A 15,824-nucleotide genomic window follows, 5' to 3' on the forward strand; every position below is an offset into this window, starting at 1 on the left:
ATTCATGCGACCGGGACCTGCTCGCCCACGCTTCGCGGAATCCAGTCAATAGCGTTGAGCACAGGATCAAGCACGCGTCCCAGGTCCGCTCGATAGGCGGCGGGATCGAGTGCGCTTCCGCTGTCCCAACTCCCGTCCTCAACGGGACCGTGACCATAGAAAGCATGTAGCGTCTCGGTACTGCACCGTCCCACCAGTTTCGAACGAAGCCAATGGCGCCCGGCGTTCTTATCCAATCCACCTTGGCGCATGGTGTCTTTGACCGCGTCGGCAACAGACCAATGTTCGACCCGGCCATCGCGCATATCGAATAGCGCTACATTGCGGCCGCAGCGTAGCGCCTTGATGGCCGAGGCAGCTGGCGGTGAGACGATTGTCTGCAGCAGGTCGAGATGATGATCGTAGCGCTGGAGCTGATCGAACGCCGTATCACATACCCAGACCATTCGACGCGATGACTTGCCGCGGATGACCTTGTCTCGGATCCAGCAGAGCCGTGTTTCACCATGAACCTGTGCCTTGCTTGGCATCGTGCCTGCATCGCCTCGGTGAGCCAGCGCGAACGAGAGGAGGGCGACCGTGTACCGCATCATCGCAAGATGTCGTTCCGCCGCGTCTGCGTCAGGATCGTTCAGTCCCTCGGTCAACCGCCGGATCAAGCCCGCTACCGCGATATCGGTGGGCGTGAACTTGTCACCGAGGTGGCTAGATAGCGCTTCCCCGGGGACATCATAGTGCGACAGCGCGTCGACCGCCTCAATAGCGCCCCTGTAACGATCGACCAGCGTTCGGTGGGGTACAGCCCCATAGTGCGACTGGCTCCGGCCAATAGTTGGAATGCTGCCGGTGATGATGGAGGCGGGGACTATGTCGCCGCCGGGAGCTCCGGTCAGCTCCGCTGGCAACCAGCGTGCGAGGGCCTCGGGCGTGGTCGTGGCGCGACGCGCGCGATCTCCGGTAACCGGATGACGCGACGCCAATAGGGCGGTGACGTCACCTATCAGCGCAGGGCCGATGGTGAACAGCGGCTGGCGTGCGCCTGACATATGATCGCGACCCGAAGACAACGTGCGTCGGGCTGCAATGCATCTCTCCACCAGCCGGGCGATCGTCTGGGTCGCGGGAAGATACAGACAGGCCGCCTGCGGAAGCACATGGGCCTTGTCCCGCCGCTGATCGCTGGGCGCTGCCGCCGTCAGCCACCATCCCCAAAGACCCCGCCGGCGGATCAGACCGGGCAATTGATCAGCCAGACGCTCCCCCTTCGGTGCGAGACGCAAGGTCAGCTTAACCAAATCCGCAGGTTGACGCCCGGTCGTGAGCGATGACCACAGCAGCAGGCAGCATTCGAGCGACCGAAGATCAGCACCGGGTGCCGCCTGCTGCCGGATCAGCGCCTTGATCTGATGAATGTCGACCTGCGTGAGATGCCGCCAACCCAAGGGCAGCGCATGCACCTCCCGAACACGCTTGTTCCGGAACGCGCTGGGGACCTGCCGCACAGCTATGCCCCCGATCGCGAACCTGTCCACGCCTACCTCCAGTCTGGAGGGGCTCTAGGTACGGTTAGATGCTTGACGGACAGTTTACGTTGTCCCGTGCCGCGTCGGCGCATCGACATAGTGAGATGTCGAGATCGGGCCAAGCGGGCCCTTGAGAAGAGCAGGAGGACGAAAGCTGGGGGTGGGATCAACCCAGGAAAGGAAAATAGAAATGAGCAACACACGTCCTTGGCGCGGCAAGCCGCGCACAAGCAAGCCAAACAGTCGACAGAAGCGGAACGGCCTGTTCCTCGATGCCCATCCTACGTGCCAGCGGTGCGGGCAGCGGCCTGCCCAAGAAGCCCATCACGATCTGCCCCATCGCCACCGTGATCGATACGATTGGCGCTTCATGCGGGCACTCTGCGTCGACTGTCACGTGACGATCCACCAGCAGATCAAGGCGATCGTCACCGCGCGTCAGCGGAGTTCCTAACCGTAACGCGGAAACCGTCGCCACCGTCCGGGGACGACTCCCCGGCGGTGATGAAGGTAACACCGCCTGCCGCGAAAGCTGCGACGATCTTGTCGATCGATGCCGCATTCATAGGCTGCCCGCCTTCGAGCCGTTTGACCGTCATGATGCCGACGCCGGCCGCGGCAGCGACATCAGCAGCAGTCCATCCGAGATACGCTCGGGCCGAGCGACATTGGGCAGCGGTCAGATGCATCGAGGCGACATACCACCAAATGGAAATAGGTGAACGGCGAACGTCAGCGGACGCTTGCGAACGAATATAATCGATGGTACTGATAGTACCAGTGACGACCGGGAGCGGAGATTGAGCCCTCCAAACCCGGTCTGACCACCACCGTTCTAGGAGAACGATAATGGCTATGAACACACTACCGGCACACGTGCGTCCGGCCAACCCCATGTATCGTGCGCCCCGCACGGCCGGCGGCGACCTCTACAACGGCCACGCCACCCCCCGCGCCAAGCAGCGCTGGGCAGTCGACCAGATCGTCAACGTCGGCTTCATCAAGGGCCTCGTCGTCAAGGCGAGGGTCCTGACCCCCGGCGATGGCCGCCCGGACATCTGGGCGCTGTGGCAGCCGTCCACCAACCGCTTCTACCAGTTTCAGCCGCACCTTGGCCTGACGCGCGTCGACAGCCTCGCCGAAGCGATGGAGGCGTGACCGTGGCACTGAGCAAGACCACCGCCCGCGCCGTCGAGAAGGCTCGCCTCCACCTCCGCTATGGTAACCCCGGCGGCTATGCCCGCAGCCTCGCTGGTGAACACCGTGCGACCAATTCCCGTCAGCAGCGGGCGATCGAGGCGGTGATCGCCGCCGACGCGTGCGAGCGCCTGTTCACCCGGCATCCCGGCAACGGCTGCCTCATGGCGCAGGAGGCATGAGCATGGACACCACCATGACCCGCCGCGCCGCGCTGACCGGTGCCGCGTCAGCCAGCATCATTATAGCCGCCGGTGGCGCTGCCGCGATGATCCCCACCACCCGTGACGAGGTAGAGCGCCACTGGCAGGACCGCTGCGCCGCTTACCGTGAACTCGAAGCGGACGAACGCTTTCTCGACAATGACGCGGTGCAGGAGCCCTATTGGCGGCGCATCGACGCCGCCGAGATCGCGATCCTCGCCTCGACGTTCCGCACCCGCCGAACGGCCGAGTTGCAGCTATGGATCGGCTGGTCGCACTATGAACCGTCCTCCAGCACGGTCGAAAAGCTGGTCACGCAGGGCGACTATGCTGCCCTGGCCCGGATGCGTGCGGCCCTCGATTGGAACGAGAAGATGCTGTTCGCCGCCATCACCACGTTGCGTGGGGAGGCATGAACATGGCCACGCTTATCCACTGCGATGCCCCCACCGACGCAGCCGCCAGCATTCCCGCACTCGACTGCACCCCTGATGCTGAGCACCCCACCGGAACGTCGTTCTATGGAACCAGCGCCGAAATGGCGGCACTTCTAACTGTGGCCGGGCAGAAGGAGGCGGCATATTTTGCCTACCAGCGCACGGTGCTCGATCCGGCAGGCCGACGCTACGCCGAGGCAGGCGATGGAGCCGCTAAGGAAGCCGCGAAGCTCGAATGGGACACGGTCAACGATCACTTCGATCGGCTCGTCGAGCAGGCGTCGGAGGCGCAGCTAGTGGTATGCCGTCATCCGGTGACGACAGCCGCTGACCTCCGAGCAAAGCTGGCCTTCATCGTGCATCATCAGATGGGCGGTGGCATGGACTGGAACGCGACGCTGCTGGCCGATGCCGAGCGGATCGCGACGCCACCGGCCACCACCAGCATCGCTATTCCCTTCATGTCGAGCCGGTATCCCGCAGACGTCGCGCCGCCGCTGACCTTCGACCCGTCGGCTCCCATGGGTGATCTGCTGGTCCAGCGAGCCGCGGTAGCCGCCTGGATGGACGGCAACCACACCACCGAGGCGGAGGAGTCGGATTACTGCGACGCGCTCAATGGCATTGAGAATGTCATCATTTCCCGGACAGCGGCGACCCCGGCTGAAGCGGTCGCCAAGCTGATCGTCCTCGTGCAGGCCTGTGCCGAGAATGCGGACGTTCTTGATACCGACGCCATCCGGGCACTCGTCGATGCCCGTCGCCACTTTGGCCTGGGCTATCTGTGTGATCTGATGCTGGCGCAGATCGGGTCCGAACAGCTGATCGTGCCAGCGCCGGTTGCGGAGGCAGACGCCGCATGGGGGCGTGCCAAAGCGGAATGGCAGGCCGTCCGCCAGGACCTGACCACGAAGGGGCTGTCCGACGAACAGGTCGACGTGTTGGCGACGCGGGAGATGGACGCGTTCTGCAAGCTGTCGGAGCTTCCGCTGCGCGGCCTTTACGACGTAGCGACGAGGCTGCGTGCCATGATCGACCTGTTCGACCATGTGCCGCCGGACCCACTAACCAATCTACTGACCGATATGGCCCGCATTGGCGCTATCAACCTGTCGGAGCAGGGCCGATGAGCGCCGGGGGCAAGCCTACCCGGCGCTGTGTCGGGTCAGTCGGTTTCGCTGGTGCCGCTGCCATCGTCGGTCGTCCGGGGATCACCCTCGTCGATCGACGGCGGGGCATCCTTTCCCGGCTCGGTCTTCATCGCCTTGTCGTAGGCCGCACTCTCGTCGGCGATACCGGCTTCCACGGACTTGTCTGCGGCATCGTCGAATTCGTTCGGGTTCGGGTCGGGCATGTCGCTCTCCTGCACAAACGGGTCGGGACAGGCAGAACGTCCGGTGCTAGCGTTCAGTCCCCCGCGACCCGCATATCTGCGCTGTGCCGCGCGGTTGCTGCGGTCGAGCCGTGGTACGATTGGGGCACGATCCACGTCGAGCGGATGGAGGGCAGTGATGCGGTGACGATGACGCCGGGCGGGGAGGGGCCTGTGCGGTTCGTGCAGCTGCAATGGTTCGGCCTGCACATCGGCTTCCAGATCGGGCGCACCCCACAGAAGTGGGGCAGCTGACATGGCGACCCAGATGCACGAGGTTGCTCAGGCTGCCCCCACTTTCGACGCCGCCGCATGGCTCGCAGCCCTCGTCCAGATCGGCGGCGGCTATGCCCTCGCCTCCGGCCGCAAGCTGTGGCTCGTGGTCGAGGACTGCGACTATGACGATCTCGCCAGCGTCATGCGGCCCCTCATCGGTAATCCCGATCGCGCCGAGGCGATCCGCGTCGCGATCGAACGCCGGCAGAATGGAGACGCATGATGGGTCAGCTATCCGTTACGCCGTCACCATGGGCACCCGCCCGCGGTCCCTGGCCCCGTTCGCGCCGCCGCCGCTGGGTCCGACCTGATGACCTCGCTTCAGTGACCGGCATGTTCGCCGCGATCCCGTCGCTGCCGCGTGCCGAACTGGCCCGGCTCACCACCCGCATGATCGACCGCATGGACGAGATCGACGGTGATCCCGACCACGAATGCGGTGGTGACGACGAAGACACCCACGATCAGGAGAACACCCTCGACTAACCTTCCTGCCCCCGCTCGGTCGGTATCCCATGCGCCGCCGCCTGCCCGTGATCGTCGGCCGGCGGCGGCCAGACGCGTGCACCGCTTCCAGGACAGCCACGACGTGGCCGCTCAATATGGTCCCGACTGGTGGGTGCCGATCTACCGCCGCGCCTTCCCGACTCTGATGTCTGCCGTCGCGGTCGAGCATGATGGCTGGGCGCAGCGTGGCGGCATCGACCGGCTGCTGACGTTGGCCTGCGGGCGGACCTATACTGTGGACGAGAAGATCAGGACCGAAGACTGGCCTGACGTTCTGCTGGAGCGGTGGTCGAACGAGCGGGCGCGGTCACCGGGCTGGGTGCAAAAGCCGCTGGCGTGCGACTTCATCGCCTATGCCTATGCGCCCGCTGCTACCTGCGTACTGTTGCCCGTGCCGTCGCTTCAGCGGGCGTGGCGCCAGCATGGACGGCAGTGGATCGGGCTGTACGGGCAGCGCCGGGCGAAGAACGCAGGCTACACGTCGGTCAGCGTGCCGGTGCCGCGGGGCGTGCTGATGCAGGCGATCGTGGAGGCGATGTTTGTTTCATAAGACAGTGCATAAATGCTAGCTTGATTACCGTACATAGCACACGCCGCCCGTCACAACCGATCCTGTATTGCGTCTTCAGCGATTCGATGTAGCTGATGCAGATACTCTCGCTGGCGTACGCCAACATCACCGCGACGATCAGCTAATTTACGGAGATGCTCAAACGCTTCCCGCGCCTCTGTTTTAGTGACAATATCTTCCTGACCACCTTTTGTCCCACGAACTTTTTTGGCGTCAGCGTCAGCCTTTGCGGAATTCAAGTAGAATTGAGCAAGTTGTAGGGCTTCATCAACATCTGACAAAGGGCTAAGCGTAATTTGGTTCTGAAGCCGACTTCTAAACGCAGGGAGAGCTACTGAGTAGCGCCGCATGGCATCCGGGGTAACTGCCAGCATCATAAATAAATGATTTGGAAGAGAGTCAATGATCGCGCGCATAGCCGATAGATACCTGACAACGGCGGTCGGGCCTAAAACGCCGTCCTGTTTTTCCAGCTCGTCTAAAAGAAGGAAAATTCCTTTCAATATACCAGCTTCACTGCTTACTAAAACTAAGTCACGTAAAGCTGCTGTTTTTGACTCGACGGTGTCAAGTCTAAATTGAACACCTAATTGCTCTCGATGGGCCTTAAGTAGACGCAACCCTAGCAGCCACTCCATCATCAAATCTGATCTGCTATCAGATTCGTCAGATACCAAACTTGTCAATGCGCTACGAAAATCAATATTTCGAGCTGCACGCATCAGCGACAAATCTTCACGGATTTTGGCCGCCAATCGGTCGAGATGCTCTGTGCCTAGCTCTTGAAAAAGCCGACGAATAGTGCCGTCAAACGAGGCTTCAGGGTCCGCCAGATAGCGAACAACATAATATCCCTCTTGATCGCTTAGCACATCCTGAATTTCCGCTTCAAAATGGCTAAGGAAGTTTGTCTTGCCCACTCCTTGAGTGCCCTCGATCACGACGACTTGGGACTTGCCATCCCTCAGGAAGCTCACAATGCGCGCCTCCGCATCATCATCGACCGGCAACCGACGATGTGGATTGTTCGCACTTTGACTAGAAGACGGGAACGGATTCGTAAGGATGCCGAACCTCTTAAAGAGGCCGAGATCCTTCGGTTTGCCGTCCTTGGATTTAAGTTTGTCCCTCAAGCTCATGCCGGCTGCCCTTCAATTCGCAGGCTCGTACTCGACTTCCCCGGGATCAGGTAGTCGCCTCGGTACAAATGAACTGGGCGCACGACCGGGCTTCCGTCAACCACGCGCAAGGCATGAAACGTGTGGTCTTCAAAACGTGTATCCGTCGTGCTGCCTTCGGTCGTGCGTCGCAGCATCCCCGCCGCGTTCGCCTCCCCCAGGCGTGTTCGAGCGATCTCTGGATGTATCCCGTCCATTCGAACGAGTGACTCGAGCCAAGCACCGGCTGCTACGAGACCATCACCGCGATCAAGTTCCGCGTAGCGAGCCAGAGCGATTGATGCAAAATCCAATGCCGTCGGATTTGAAGGCGTAGGATAGATTCCTTCACCGGCTATGTTCATAGCGATGTTTGTGACCTCAGCAAATGTTCTAGAGGTTGTTAGCGCCCGATTATATTCTGCTGGATCCCATGTCTGACCGATCGGAACGCCCGCCAACCTAGTACTCAGCATTGAATATGCCGGAGATGCCAAAAGCATTGAACGCACTTTCGCCACATCCTCATGTCGTAGGGCTATGGCAAACTCTTGCGTCGCCGCATTTGCACGCCAGCCATTGGAGTCAAATGCAATGAGGTTGGCATTCAGGAGAAATCGACGATAATCTTCTAAAGCCATTTTATTTTTTGTTTGAGCTACAATGACGGCGTCATCACCAGTAAAATTTTGTCGATTATCTAGCTCGTCAATGAGACGAAACGCCGTCCCAACATTTATTCGTGGCATTGAGGAAGAGGGTGGCCGCTTCGCCCCGGCAGGCACGCTTATTGGCGTTGCCACCTTTGCGTCGGCAACTTTCGCTTTTACCTTGGGTTCGGCTTTTATTCGAGTTCTAGGTGCCTCTGAAATTACCGCATCTGGAGCAACCTTGGCAGGCTTTGGCTTTGGTTCAGCGCTAGGCCATTCAGGAACGGTCGTATCATCACACCAAAGCAGATCAGCGTGAGACTGGTATGGCGACCAAGACAAGCCCTCGCCAATAGCTGCAATTTTCAAGCATTGCGAACCATCTTGGCTGCATAACCTAGCTGATCCAAATGCTGTTGCCGCCTCCCACAAGAGCGATGACAACGAAAGTTCATCTAAGTTGCCCGTGAAAGGATTGAGCGTTGCCCCTGTTAATCGCCGGCCGAAGAAATCGGCAGCTTGCACAGATCCAAAAAAAAGTGGGGTTATGCCTTCGGCCATTGCCATTCGCGCTAGACCTTGATCGCTAGTTAGAAGCTGTACTTGATGGCCGTGATTCGCTTGCGCGCGATGCTGCCGAGCTGACTCAAGTATCAATCGATCAGCGTAGCCCCGCACTGCCACGCTTAGATTGAGTTCACGAAGATCATTGTCACCATCAACCTGAAAGGCGCTCCGTAGCGGATCTCCCAATAAAAAAGTTCGTTCAATCTCTGTCTCTGCTTGTAGTTCTAAGCGAAGTAAAACGCGTTGTCCGCCTTGACTCATTAAATGATCAATAAGCAAATCTGCTGGGCGGATTTTTGCTGCGCGACGACCGCTAAGGAAACGGTCCGCAAAATTTACGATCTCCATTTGGACAATTCCCGGCACTTTCACACGCGCAGCCGGGTGAAGATAACGTGCGACAAAATCGAGGCCACCTTGGATTGCACCTGATGTGTCAGCCACTACGGTCATTGACCTTCGAAAAGGCAGGTTTTCGAATGCGTAGGGATCAAACTTTGGATGTTGCAATCCGGATCGCACCGAGATCGCTGCAATTGCATCAAGAGCCCTTCGAAGTTTCGGTTCGTTTTTTGTGTCAACGGCGACATTCAATAGTATAGCGAGTTCAGACTTTACTACGGATAATTCAGGCACGTCCCAATCAAATGACCCGCGACGGACGCCGCATTCCATCTGATCATTTGTGCCATTTGCAGTGAAGAGATTAATCTGTCCTAAATTTAGCCAGCCCCGATCTCCAAATGCCTTATCTTCCCGTACCTCAACCGAACAGGGTCCGCCGGCAAGAAACATCCGTGCGATGAGGGATTCGGCTTCACGGGGTGTCGTGAGTTTTAATGTCATCGTATGGAAACCGATATCCCTGGCTGTCCGGAGAATGATGCACGCAACCAATCTAGATGAAGCGCCAGTGCAAGCAGCGGATTGAGCATGTAAGGCGCGTCTTCATCGTCGTCGGGAGCGGCCTGACTCCCGGTCCATTCGCTTTGTCCATCGCGAACCACACGCTTAGCTTCACTTATGAAATCCTGAAGAAGGTCGACCCGACGATCGCTAGGTGATTTCGAAGAGGCAAATCTTTCCATGAGCAACGCGTGGAGGTTGGCGCGGATAGCGTCATCTGGGACTCCTCCGAAAGGGTCCTCTTTCATCTGCCATGAATAAACCTCCTGCTGGAGATCTCTGTCCGCGGACAAGAGATGAACCTCTGATGACTCCTGTCTCCACTGTATTAATGCGCGACTAGGGTTGAAGTCTCTCCATACAGACAGCTTCAACTTTGCCGATGTATCCGCGCCCATCGATCCCCCGATCCTTGTTTCAATGGAGGCTAGCACATAAACGAGGCACCTGAGCAACGCGAATTATCTTCACCGCCATACTAAGTGAGGAGCGGCCGTACCTGTAACCGGCGGCACAACCGTACCAATCTGCCGAACAGAGCGCTTTAATTCGACCGGGGTTTTACCCGTAGGTTGGGGGCTAGCGTTTCAGCCTGCCATACAGTCGCCTTCAGCGTCATCGACTGCGGCAAAGGCATCACCATCGGCCTGCTGCTTGCGAAGGTGGGCACGCACCGCTTCAGGATCGCCGTTCCTCGGAAACGTCCGGTCAGCCCGCGCCGCATCAGCGATGCCATCGACCCAATCGCCCCGGTCGCGCTGGGTCAGCAGCCAGTGTCCGAACGGCATCTGCGTCTCGGGATGGTCGTCGTGATCGGTCATGGCAGGCCCTTCGTTTCCAAGGCCGTACTCATGGCATCCCGGTTTTGTTCTAGCAACGTTCTTGCGAATCAAGCCGTGATCGGCCTAGCTATGCCCGCGCCGCCCTGCGGTGATCGACATCGCTGGAGGACCCAATGCAGCATGACCTGCAACTGCGCGCGGCTGCCCGTGCCCTCTACCAGAACGTCTATCCGTCAGAGGAATGGGCGCCGATCGGGTTCGATGAGGCGGAGCGGTACGGCACGGTCCATTACCGCCAAGCGGTCGGGGCCGCGCAGGACGCCCGCGCCGTGCTGACCGCACCAAACCAGCAACTGCCGCTCCCAGCGATCCTGTGATGATGACCCGCACCGGCAGGCCCCGCCTCAGCATCGTCTCTTCACGCCGCGCTGTGTCCGCGCTGACCCTCCACGACGTACCGTTCGAACTGGTGCCGCGCGAGGTGCCGTTTTTCCTGTGCGACACGCCGGCCGGCTTTCCATCGCCCGCGCAGGACGACATGCAGGAGCCGATCGATCTCGGTGCCTGGCTCGTCGAGCATCCCGCGGCCAGCTACATCATGCGGGTCGAAGGCCGGTCGATGTCGGGGGTGGGGATCAATGACGGTGACCTGATCGTCGTCAACCGGGCCAAGGAGCCGCGGGCGGGGATGATCGTGGTGGCGCTGGTCCACGGTGACCGCACCCTGAAGCGGCTCCGCTATGTCGATGGCCGGCATTGGCTGGTTCCGGAGGCGGAGGGCTTTGCTGATATTCTCGTCGACGAGCACGTCCAGATTTGGGGTGTGGTGGTAGGCGTCGCCCGCAAGATGGCATGATCGCGCCGATCGCGCTGATCGACTGCAACAACTACTATGTCAGCTGCGAGCGCGCCTTCGACGCCAGCCTCGTTGGCGTGCCGGTGATCGTCCTGTCAAACAACGATGGCTGCGCGATCGCCCGCAGCCAGGAGGCGAAGGCGCTGGGGATCAAGATGGGTGATCCCATCCACCACCTGCGCGACAAGGTGCGGGCGCATGGCATCCGCGTCCTGTCGTCGAATTACACCCTCTATGGCGACATGCAGCGCCGGGTGCTGGCCGCCTGTGAGGCGTTCGCTCGTGATGTCGAGATCTACTCGATCGACGAGATCTTCCTCGATCTCGCCAGCTTCGTTAACCGAGACCGGGTGTCCCATGACGTGCCCGGCTATCGAATGCCCTGGCTACTCCGTATCTTAACGACGTCGCGGCGCATCGGCGCGAGCTTGGCAAGCAGGCGGTTCTGCGCTGCGAAGTTCACCCCTTCCTCCCGCATCGCGGCCTGAAGGTTCTCGACGAGCGCTGCCATGTCGGCATCCTGCACGCCCATATCGGCGTGTGCACTGCGCATGTCGCGGCCGCTGTAATGGCACCCTCCTGCCAAAATGTAGCAGAACTGCTCCTTGAGCGTCCGGCGAAGACGAACCAGATCCTGCCCCTTGAAGATGTCGCTGATCCGTGGATCGGCGACGTTGCGGGTAACAAGTCCATCGACAATCCGTGCAACACCCGCCTCTTCGTGAAAGGCCTGCCACGTCGTCCTGTCGCCGAAGGGGGTTGCCCCGGCATTGGCGTCCGACTGCACATAGGGTGCCACCGGCTCCTCGCCGGGCGATGGCGCGATCTGGAGCAATGCGGCCATGAGGAAGGCGATCATCCTGTCGTCCTTGATTCAAACTGCAAGATCAGAAGCCCCCTTGCAGGGAGACGAACAGACCGCGCTGGTTGCGCCTAGTCGCGATATCGCCGAGATCGACATAGGCGACGGTCAGCGACACGTTTCGTTGCACGGCCCAAGCAAAGAAAACGTCGTATGCGTCATCCTCCTGCGCAAAGGCGAGATTGTCGGGCTTCGTGCGATACTCCGCCCCGATGACCAGCCTGCGGGACAGCATTTTACCGATCGATCCCTCGAACTGCGCGCTGCGCCCGTTCTGGCGGGGGCCGCCGAAGCCCAGCAGACCTAGTTGATTGGCGCGCGTCAGCCGCACCGTCGCGTTTACCAGCAGCCCTTGCGCCAGATAGAGCTTGGTAGCGGCCAGATAGAGATCGAGATTCTTCGCCCGCGCCGCGCCGACCGCATTCAGCACCGGCGCGCGCCGGGCCTGCTTGTACTGCACCCCCGCCGCGATCTGGGGGACGATCGTGTCCTGCGCCCACACCGCATCCCCTGCCAGCCTGAGCTTGGCGCCCCAGATCTGCTGGCCGAAGGTGAACCCACGCCCGAGCCCCAGCGCGGCCCCCACCTTGCCGGTACCGAAGCGCTGATCGGCGAAGGACAGTTCAATCCGGTCAGATATCCCGATTGCCGCACCGGCGCTCCTGACGGTGAAGTCGGGCAGCGTGATATAGGTGACGTGCGCGGTGCCGCCGATGCCATCCTCGGTCTCGTTGCCCGCGATCACCGCCCAGCTCGCCAACCCGCCGCCAGCCGCGCCGTCGATCGATGATACGCCATTGGTCAGCAACAGCTTGCCGCCGCCCCGGCGCTCCGCCGCGTGTGCGGGTATGGCGATCGTCAGCGTGGCGGCGATCAGGCCAAGGGTAGCGTGGCACGTCAAACGGCTTGAGGGTAGGGGATCGCTCATCTCCCGGCATTATGCCCGACCAGCGGTAAAGACCTGATGATCGCCGCCTTTATCAATTCACAAGCACCTGTCTCCTATCAGGTGATCCATGCGCGCCCTTCCCCTGTTCGCCGTCCTGTCGATCCTCCCGCTGGCGCTTCCCGCCGCTGCCCATGCGGCGACGGTGACGGTCACCGTCCGTCAGCCCGATGGCGCCCCGCTGACCGACGGCGTCGTGATGATCGAAAGCGCCGCCGCCCCCCGCGCGGTGCCGCATGGCCCCTACGCGATCGAGCAGAAGCAGATCGCGTTCCAGCCGCACGTCCTGGTCGTGCCGGTCGGCGCACAGGTCACCTTCCCCAACCGAGATACGGTGCGCCACCACGTCTATTCCTTCTCCAAGGCCAAGCGGTTCGACCTGAAACTGTACGGCCGCGAGGATCATCGTAGCATCACCTTCGACACCGCCGGCGTCGTCGCGCTCGGCTGCAATATCCATGATTCGATGAGCGGCTTCGTCATCATCACCGCGACGCCGCTCTATGCGAAGACCGACGCGCAGGGCCGGGTGTCGATCCCCGACGTGCCGGCTGGTAACGTGACGCTGCGGCTCTGGTCGCCCTCGATCCGCAATAGCGGCAACACCTTGTCGAAACCGGCGGTGGTGCCTCCCGCCGGCTATGCCACGACACTGACGATCCAGCGATGATGCGGCTTGGCGCCATTCGGTTCCGGACGCTGAGGGGGCGGCTGGCGGTCCTCTACACCGGCATGTTCGCCGCCGCGCTGCTGGTGCTGGCGGTGACCGCGCAAGTCATGATCCGCGCCCACGCGCAATCCTCGGTGTCGGCCGAGCTTGTCGCCAGCGGTAGCGTGTACGACGGTCTGTGGGCGCTGCGCGCGAAGACGCTGACCGGCACGGTCGACGTGTTGGCGCACGACTTCGGCTTTCGCACCGCGGTCGGCACCGGCGACCGGGCAACAATCGAGTCGGCACTTGCCACGCTGCGGGACCGGGCCGGCGTCGACCATGCCATGCTGATTGAGGCGGATGGCCGCGTGATCGGCGCAGTGGGGCCGCTCGCCGATGCGATCGCGCACTTGCCCGATCAGATGCAGGGGCGGAGTCGCGATGCGGTGCTGGTGTCACAAAACCGCATCTACCGCGTCGTCGTGTCGCCGGTGATGGCGCCGATGCAGATCGGATCGGTGGTGCTGGCGCTTCCGCTGGACGATCCGGAGATGCGCGGTCTGGAGCGGCTGTCCGCCATTCCGCTTACCGCAACGATGCTCTATCGCGGCGATCGGGGGACTTGGGCCGCCGCGGACGGATCGATCCCGCCCGGCCGCCAACTGGGCGAGCTGGTCGAGGCATCCCGAACCGGGCGGCCGCTCGCGACGCTGAACCTGCCCGATGGCCACGCCTTCGCGATCGCGAAGCCGCTGGCGGGGCCGGGCGGCCAGGCCGCCGCGGCGCTGTTGATCCGTTATCCGTTGCGGGCGGCACTGGCTCCCTATCGTCCGCTCCAGATTGGCCTGGGCGTGGCGGGGCTGATCGGGATCGCGCTGATGGTGTTCGGCAGCCTGCGCCTCGCGCGCACGATCACCCAGCCCCTGCACGCGCTCGATGCGGCGGCGCGCCATCTGGAGGAGGGCGCGCGGACCGAAGTGGCGGTCACTGGCGACGATGAAATCGGGCGGCTGGCACACAGCTTCAACCGCATGTCGCAGGGAATCATCGACCGCGAAAACCAGATCACTCACCTCGCCTTTCACGACACGCTCACCGGCTTGCCTAACCGGGCGTCGTTCCGGGAGGCGCTGGATCAGGGGCTGGCACGCACCAGCCGCACGGGCGAGCAACTGGCGGTGCTGTGCCTCGACCTCGACGGGTTCAAGGGCGTTAACGACACGCTCGGCCATCCGGTCGGTGATGCGCTGCTCTGTGCGCTCGGCGAGCTGTTGCTGCGCCTCGCGCCAGACGGTCTGGTATCTCGGCTGGGCGGCGATGAGTTCGCGATCATCCTGGCCGGTCAGTACAATCCCGATCGCCCCCGCGAGCTGGCGCAGGCGGTGCTGGACGCCACTGGCCGGCCGGTCGAGGCGGCTGGCCACCAGATCGCTACCGGCTTCAGTATCGGCATCGCGCAGTCGCACGCCACCCAGGGCGAGGCCGACCAGTTGCTCAAGAACGCCGATCTGGCGCTGTACCGCGCCAAGCGCGACGGCCGCGGCGTGTTCCGTTTCTTCGAGGAAGCGCTCGATATCGCCGCGCGGCAGCGGCGGCAGCTGGAACTGGACCTGCGCGAAGCATTGATGACCGGGCAGTTCCGGCTCAACTTCCAGCCGATCTACAACCTCAAGGCAGACCGCGTCGGCGGGTTCGAGGCGCTGCTCCGCTGGAATCATCCAATCCGGGGCGAGGTGTCGCCAGTGCAGTTCATTCCGGTCGCGGAGGAGACCGGGCTCATCATGGGCATTGGCGAATGGGTGTTCCACGAGGCGTGCCGCGTCGCGGCCGGTTGGCCTGATCATGTCCGCATCGCGATCAACGTGTCGCCGATCCAGTTCCGCAGTCCAGGGTTCCTGGCGATCGTGTTGCAGGCCCTGTCGCGCAGCGGCCTGCCGCCTGCACGGCTGGAGATCGAGATCACCGAATCGGTGTTCCTTGATGGCGAGGATAATGTGCTGAATATGCTGCATCAGTTGCGGGCGATGGGCGTGCGCGTGGCGCTCGACGATTTCGGCACCGGTTATTCCTCGCTGAGCTATCTGCGCAGTTTCCCGTTCGACAAGATCAAGATCGACCGGTCCTTCATCACTGGGGTCGCCGCCGATCCCAGCAGCGCGGCGATCGTCCGCGCGATCGTCGACCTTGCCGCCGCGCTGCACATGGAGATCACCGCGGAAGGGGTTGAAGACGATTCCCAGCTCGCCTGCCTGCGCGGAGAAGGCTGCGACAATATCCAGGGCTATCTGTTCAGCCGCCCGGTCGAAATTGCCGCCATTCAGCAATTGCTGCCCGCCAAGCTCGCCTACGCCGCCTGATCC

At 61.8% G+C, this 15,824-nt stretch carries 22 protein-coding genes; 14 read left to right on the forward strand and 8 right to left on the reverse strand.

Features of this window, described 5'->3' with window-relative positions; all coding sequences use genetic code 11:
• Positions 1 to 2: 2 nt before the first annotated feature.
• On the reverse strand, positions 3 to 1,532 hold the full coding sequence (locus ABD719_RS12115) for a hypothetical protein (protein WP_344693638.1): 1,530 nt from the start codon (positions 1,530 to 1,532) through the stop codon (positions 3 to 5).
• A 181-nt stretch (positions 1,533 to 1,713) separates the two neighbouring features.
• Here ABD719_RS12115 and ABD719_RS18710 point away from each other — a divergent pair, with 181 nt between their 5' ends.
• Positions 1,714 to 1,977: an HNH endonuclease gene (locus ABD719_RS18710; RefSeq protein WP_425567166.1), complete on the forward strand. Its 264-nt coding sequence runs from the start codon at positions 1,714 to 1,716 to the stop codon at positions 1,975 to 1,977.
• Here the strand turns inward: ABD719_RS18710 and ABD719_RS12120 are convergent.
• Positions 1,952 to 2,212: an XRE family transcriptional regulator gene (locus ABD719_RS12120; RefSeq protein ID WP_344693639.1), complete on the reverse strand. Its 261-nt coding sequence runs from the start codon at positions 2,210 to 2,212 to the stop codon at positions 1,952 to 1,954. The genes ABD719_RS18710 and ABD719_RS12120 overlap by 26 nt on opposite strands.
• A 166-nt stretch (positions 2,213 to 2,378) precedes the next feature.
• Here ABD719_RS12120 and ABD719_RS12125 point away from each other — a divergent pair, with 166 nt between their 5' ends.
• Genes ABD719_RS12125 through ABD719_RS12140 form a run of 4 tightly spaced genes read left to right on the forward strand, consistent with a single transcriptional unit; the run spans position 2,379 to position 4,490 of the window.
• Complete coding sequence (locus tag ABD719_RS12125) at positions 2,379 to 2,681, forward strand: hypothetical protein (protein ID WP_344693640.1); 303 nt, start codon at positions 2,379 to 2,381, stop codon at positions 2,679 to 2,681.
• Positions 2,678 to 2,902, forward strand: a complete 225-nt coding sequence (locus tag ABD719_RS12130; RefSeq protein ID WP_344693641.1) for a hypothetical protein — start codon at positions 2,678 to 2,680, stop codon at positions 2,900 to 2,902. Before ABD719_RS12125 ends, ABD719_RS12130 begins: the two co-directional genes overlap by 4 nt.
• 2 nt (positions 2,903 to 2,904) lie before the next feature.
• A complete protein-coding gene (locus tag ABD719_RS12135) occupies positions 2,905 to 3,339 on the forward strand; it encodes a hypothetical protein (RefSeq protein ID WP_344693643.1) in 435 nt (144 codons plus the stop codon).
• Between the two features lie 2 nt (positions 3,340 to 3,341).
• The gene (locus tag ABD719_RS12140; protein ID WP_344693644.1) at positions 3,342 to 4,490 is read left to right on the forward strand and encodes a hypothetical protein; all 1,149 of its coding nucleotides are present in this window, start codon (positions 3,342 to 3,344) and stop codon (positions 4,488 to 4,490) included.
• Between the two features lie 35 nt (positions 4,491 to 4,525).
• Here ABD719_RS12140 and ABD719_RS12145 read toward each other — a convergent pair whose 3' ends face one another.
• Positions 4,526 to 4,714, reverse strand: a complete 189-nt coding sequence (locus ABD719_RS12145; RefSeq protein ID WP_344693646.1) for a hypothetical protein — start codon at positions 4,712 to 4,714, stop codon at positions 4,526 to 4,528.
• Between the two features lie 144 nt (positions 4,715 to 4,858).
• Between ABD719_RS12145 and ABD719_RS12150 the strand changes: the two genes are divergently transcribed.
• The 4 genes from ABD719_RS12150 to ABD719_RS12165 all read left to right on the forward strand — a co-directional run bounded on the left by ABD719_RS12150 (position 4,859) and on the right by ABD719_RS12165 (position 6,065).
• Positions 4,859 to 4,987: a hypothetical protein gene (locus ABD719_RS12150; RefSeq protein ID WP_344693647.1), complete on the forward strand. Its 129-nt coding sequence runs from the start codon at positions 4,859 to 4,861 to the stop codon at positions 4,985 to 4,987.
• Between the two features lies 1 nt (position 4,988).
• Positions 4,989 to 5,231, forward strand: a complete 243-nt coding sequence (locus ABD719_RS12155) for a hypothetical protein (protein ID WP_344693649.1) — start codon at positions 4,989 to 4,991, stop codon at positions 5,229 to 5,231.
• Between the two features lie 110 nt (positions 5,232 to 5,341).
• On the forward strand, positions 5,342 to 5,494 hold the full coding sequence (locus tag ABD719_RS12160; RefSeq protein WP_344693651.1) for a hypothetical protein: 153 nt from the start codon (positions 5,342 to 5,344) through the stop codon (positions 5,492 to 5,494).
• 76 nt (positions 5,495 to 5,570) lie between these two features.
• Entirely contained in the window at positions 5,571 to 6,065 is a 495-nt protein-coding gene (locus tag ABD719_RS12165) for a hypothetical protein (protein WP_344693652.1), read from the forward strand.
• A gap of 50 nt (positions 6,066 to 6,115) precedes the next feature.
• Here ABD719_RS12165 and ABD719_RS12170 read toward each other — a convergent pair whose 3' ends face one another.
• From ABD719_RS12170 to ABD719_RS12180, 3 genes are all read right to left on the reverse strand, one after another.
• Positions 6,116 to 7,225 (reverse strand): BREX system ATP-binding domain-containing protein, encoded by a 1,110-nt coding sequence (locus tag ABD719_RS12170; protein ID WP_344693653.1) that lies wholly within the window; start codon positions 7,223 to 7,225, stop codon positions 6,116 to 6,118.
• On the reverse strand, positions 7,222 to 9,306 hold the full coding sequence (locus ABD719_RS12175) for a hypothetical protein (protein WP_344693654.1): 2,085 nt from the start codon (positions 9,304 to 9,306) through the stop codon (positions 7,222 to 7,224). Before ABD719_RS12175 ends, ABD719_RS12170 begins: the two co-directional genes overlap by 4 nt.
• 647 nt (positions 9,307 to 9,953) lie before the next feature.
• Positions 9,954 to 10,187, reverse strand: a complete 234-nt coding sequence (locus ABD719_RS12180) for a hypothetical protein (protein ID WP_344693655.1) — start codon at positions 10,185 to 10,187, stop codon at positions 9,954 to 9,956.
• A 134-nt stretch (positions 10,188 to 10,321) separates the two neighbouring features.
• Between ABD719_RS12180 and ABD719_RS12185 the strand changes: the two genes are divergently transcribed.
• From ABD719_RS12185 to ABD719_RS12195, 3 genes are read left to right on the forward strand one after another with little or no spacing between them, the layout of a single operon-like run.
• Positions 10,322 to 10,525 (forward strand): hypothetical protein, encoded by a 204-nt coding sequence (locus ABD719_RS12185; RefSeq protein ID WP_344693656.1) that lies wholly within the window; start codon positions 10,322 to 10,324, stop codon positions 10,523 to 10,525.
• Positions 10,525 to 11,004, forward strand: coding sequence for a LexA family protein (locus tag ABD719_RS12190; RefSeq protein WP_344693657.1), 480 nt, complete (start codon positions 10,525 to 10,527; stop codon positions 11,002 to 11,004). Before ABD719_RS12185 ends, ABD719_RS12190 begins: the two co-directional genes overlap by 1 nt.
• Complete coding sequence (locus tag ABD719_RS12195; RefSeq protein ID WP_344693658.1) at positions 11,001 to 11,492, forward strand: Y-family DNA polymerase; 492 nt, start codon at positions 11,001 to 11,003, stop codon at positions 11,490 to 11,492. Before ABD719_RS12190 ends, ABD719_RS12195 begins: the two co-directional genes overlap by 4 nt.
• Here ABD719_RS12195 and ABD719_RS12200 read toward each other — a convergent pair.
• Complete coding sequence (locus ABD719_RS12200) at positions 11,375 to 11,863, reverse strand: group I truncated hemoglobin (protein ID WP_344693659.1); 489 nt, start codon at positions 11,861 to 11,863, stop codon at positions 11,375 to 11,377. The genes ABD719_RS12195 and ABD719_RS12200 overlap by 118 nt on opposite strands.
• 28 nt (positions 11,864 to 11,891) lie before the next feature.
• A complete protein-coding gene (locus tag ABD719_RS12205) occupies positions 11,892 to 12,794 on the reverse strand; it encodes a DUF3034 family protein (RefSeq protein ID WP_344693660.1) in 903 nt (300 codons plus the stop codon).
• Positions 12,795 to 12,882: 88 nt separating this feature from the next.
• Between ABD719_RS12205 and ABD719_RS12210 the strand changes: the two genes are divergently transcribed.
• Both ABD719_RS12210 and ABD719_RS12215 read left to right on the forward strand, forming a co-directional pair.
• Positions 12,883 to 13,482 carry a cupredoxin domain-containing protein gene (locus ABD719_RS12210; RefSeq protein WP_344693661.1) on the forward strand — a complete coding sequence of 200 codons (600 nt, stop codon included), beginning with the start codon at positions 12,883 to 12,885 and terminating at the stop codon, positions 13,480 to 13,482.
• Complete coding sequence (locus tag ABD719_RS12215; protein ID WP_344693662.1) at positions 13,479 to 15,821, forward strand: putative bifunctional diguanylate cyclase/phosphodiesterase; 2,343 nt, start codon at positions 13,479 to 13,481, stop codon at positions 15,819 to 15,821. Before ABD719_RS12210 ends, ABD719_RS12215 begins: the two co-directional genes overlap by 4 nt.
• The last annotated feature ends 3 nt before the right edge of the window (positions 15,822 to 15,824 follow it).

It is taken from the genome of Sphingomonas cynarae (genome assembly GCF_039537815.1).
Taxonomy (GTDB): domain Bacteria; phylum Pseudomonadota; class Alphaproteobacteria; order Sphingomonadales; family Sphingomonadaceae; genus Sphingomonas; species Sphingomonas cynarae.

Coding starts and splice junctions, on each gene's coding strand:
- ABD719_RS12185 (WP_344693656.1), top strand. CDS start 10,322: ATGCAGCATGACCTGCAACTGCGCGCGGCTGCCCGTGCCCTCTACCAG.
- ABD719_RS12125 (WP_344693640.1), top strand. CDS start 2,379: ATGAACACACTACCGGCACACGTGCGTCCGGCCAACCCCATGTATCGT.
- ABD719_RS12200 (WP_344693659.1), bottom strand. CDS start 11,863: ATGATCGCCTTCCTCATGGCCGCATTGCTCCAGATCGCGCCATCGCCC.
- ABD719_RS12160 (WP_344693651.1), top strand. CDS start 5,342: ATGTTCGCCGCGATCCCGTCGCTGCCGCGTGCCGAACTGGCCCGGCTC.
- ABD719_RS12120 (WP_344693639.1), bottom strand. CDS start 2,212: ATGCATCTGACCGCTGCCCAATGTCGCTCGGCCCGAGCGTATCTCGGA.
- ABD719_RS12135 (WP_344693643.1), top strand. CDS start 2,905: ATGGACACCACCATGACCCGCCGCGCCGCGCTGACCGGTGCCGCGTCA.
- ABD719_RS12150 (WP_344693647.1), top strand. CDS start 4,859: ATGGAGGGCAGTGATGCGGTGACGATGACGCCGGGCGGGGAGGGGCCT.
- ABD719_RS12190 (WP_344693657.1), top strand. CDS start 10,525: ATGATGACCCGCACCGGCAGGCCCCGCCTCAGCATCGTCTCTTCACGC.
- ABD719_RS12180 (WP_344693655.1), bottom strand. CDS start 10,187: ATGACCGATCACGACGACCATCCCGAGACGCAGATGCCGTTCGGACAC.
- ABD719_RS12155 (WP_344693649.1), top strand. CDS start 4,989: ATGGCGACCCAGATGCACGAGGTTGCTCAGGCTGCCCCCACTTTCGAC.
- ABD719_RS12145 (WP_344693646.1), bottom strand. CDS start 4,714: ATGCCCGACCCGAACCCGAACGAATTCGACGATGCCGCAGACAAGTCC.
- ABD719_RS18710 (WP_425567166.1), top strand. CDS start 1,714: ATGAGCAACACACGTCCTTGGCGCGGCAAGCCGCGCACAAGCAAGCCA.
- ABD719_RS12140 (WP_344693644.1), top strand. CDS start 3,342: ATGGCCACGCTTATCCACTGCGATGCCCCCACCGACGCAGCCGCCAGC.
- ABD719_RS12175 (WP_344693654.1), bottom strand. CDS start 9,306: ATGACATTAAAACTCACGACACCCCGTGAAGCCGAATCCCTCATCGCA.
- ABD719_RS12170 (WP_344693653.1), bottom strand. CDS start 7,225: ATGAGCTTGAGGGACAAACTTAAATCCAAGGACGGCAAACCGAAGGAT.
- ABD719_RS12195 (WP_344693658.1), top strand. CDS start 11,001: ATGATCGCGCCGATCGCGCTGATCGACTGCAACAACTACTATGTCAGC.
- ABD719_RS12215 (WP_344693662.1), top strand. CDS start 13,479: ATGATGCGGCTTGGCGCCATTCGGTTCCGGACGCTGAGGGGGCGGCTG.
- ABD719_RS12205 (WP_344693660.1), bottom strand. CDS start 12,794: ATGAGCGATCCCCTACCCTCAAGCCGTTTGACGTGCCACGCTACCCTT.
- ABD719_RS12210 (WP_344693661.1), top strand. CDS start 12,883: ATGCGCGCCCTTCCCCTGTTCGCCGTCCTGTCGATCCTCCCGCTGGCG.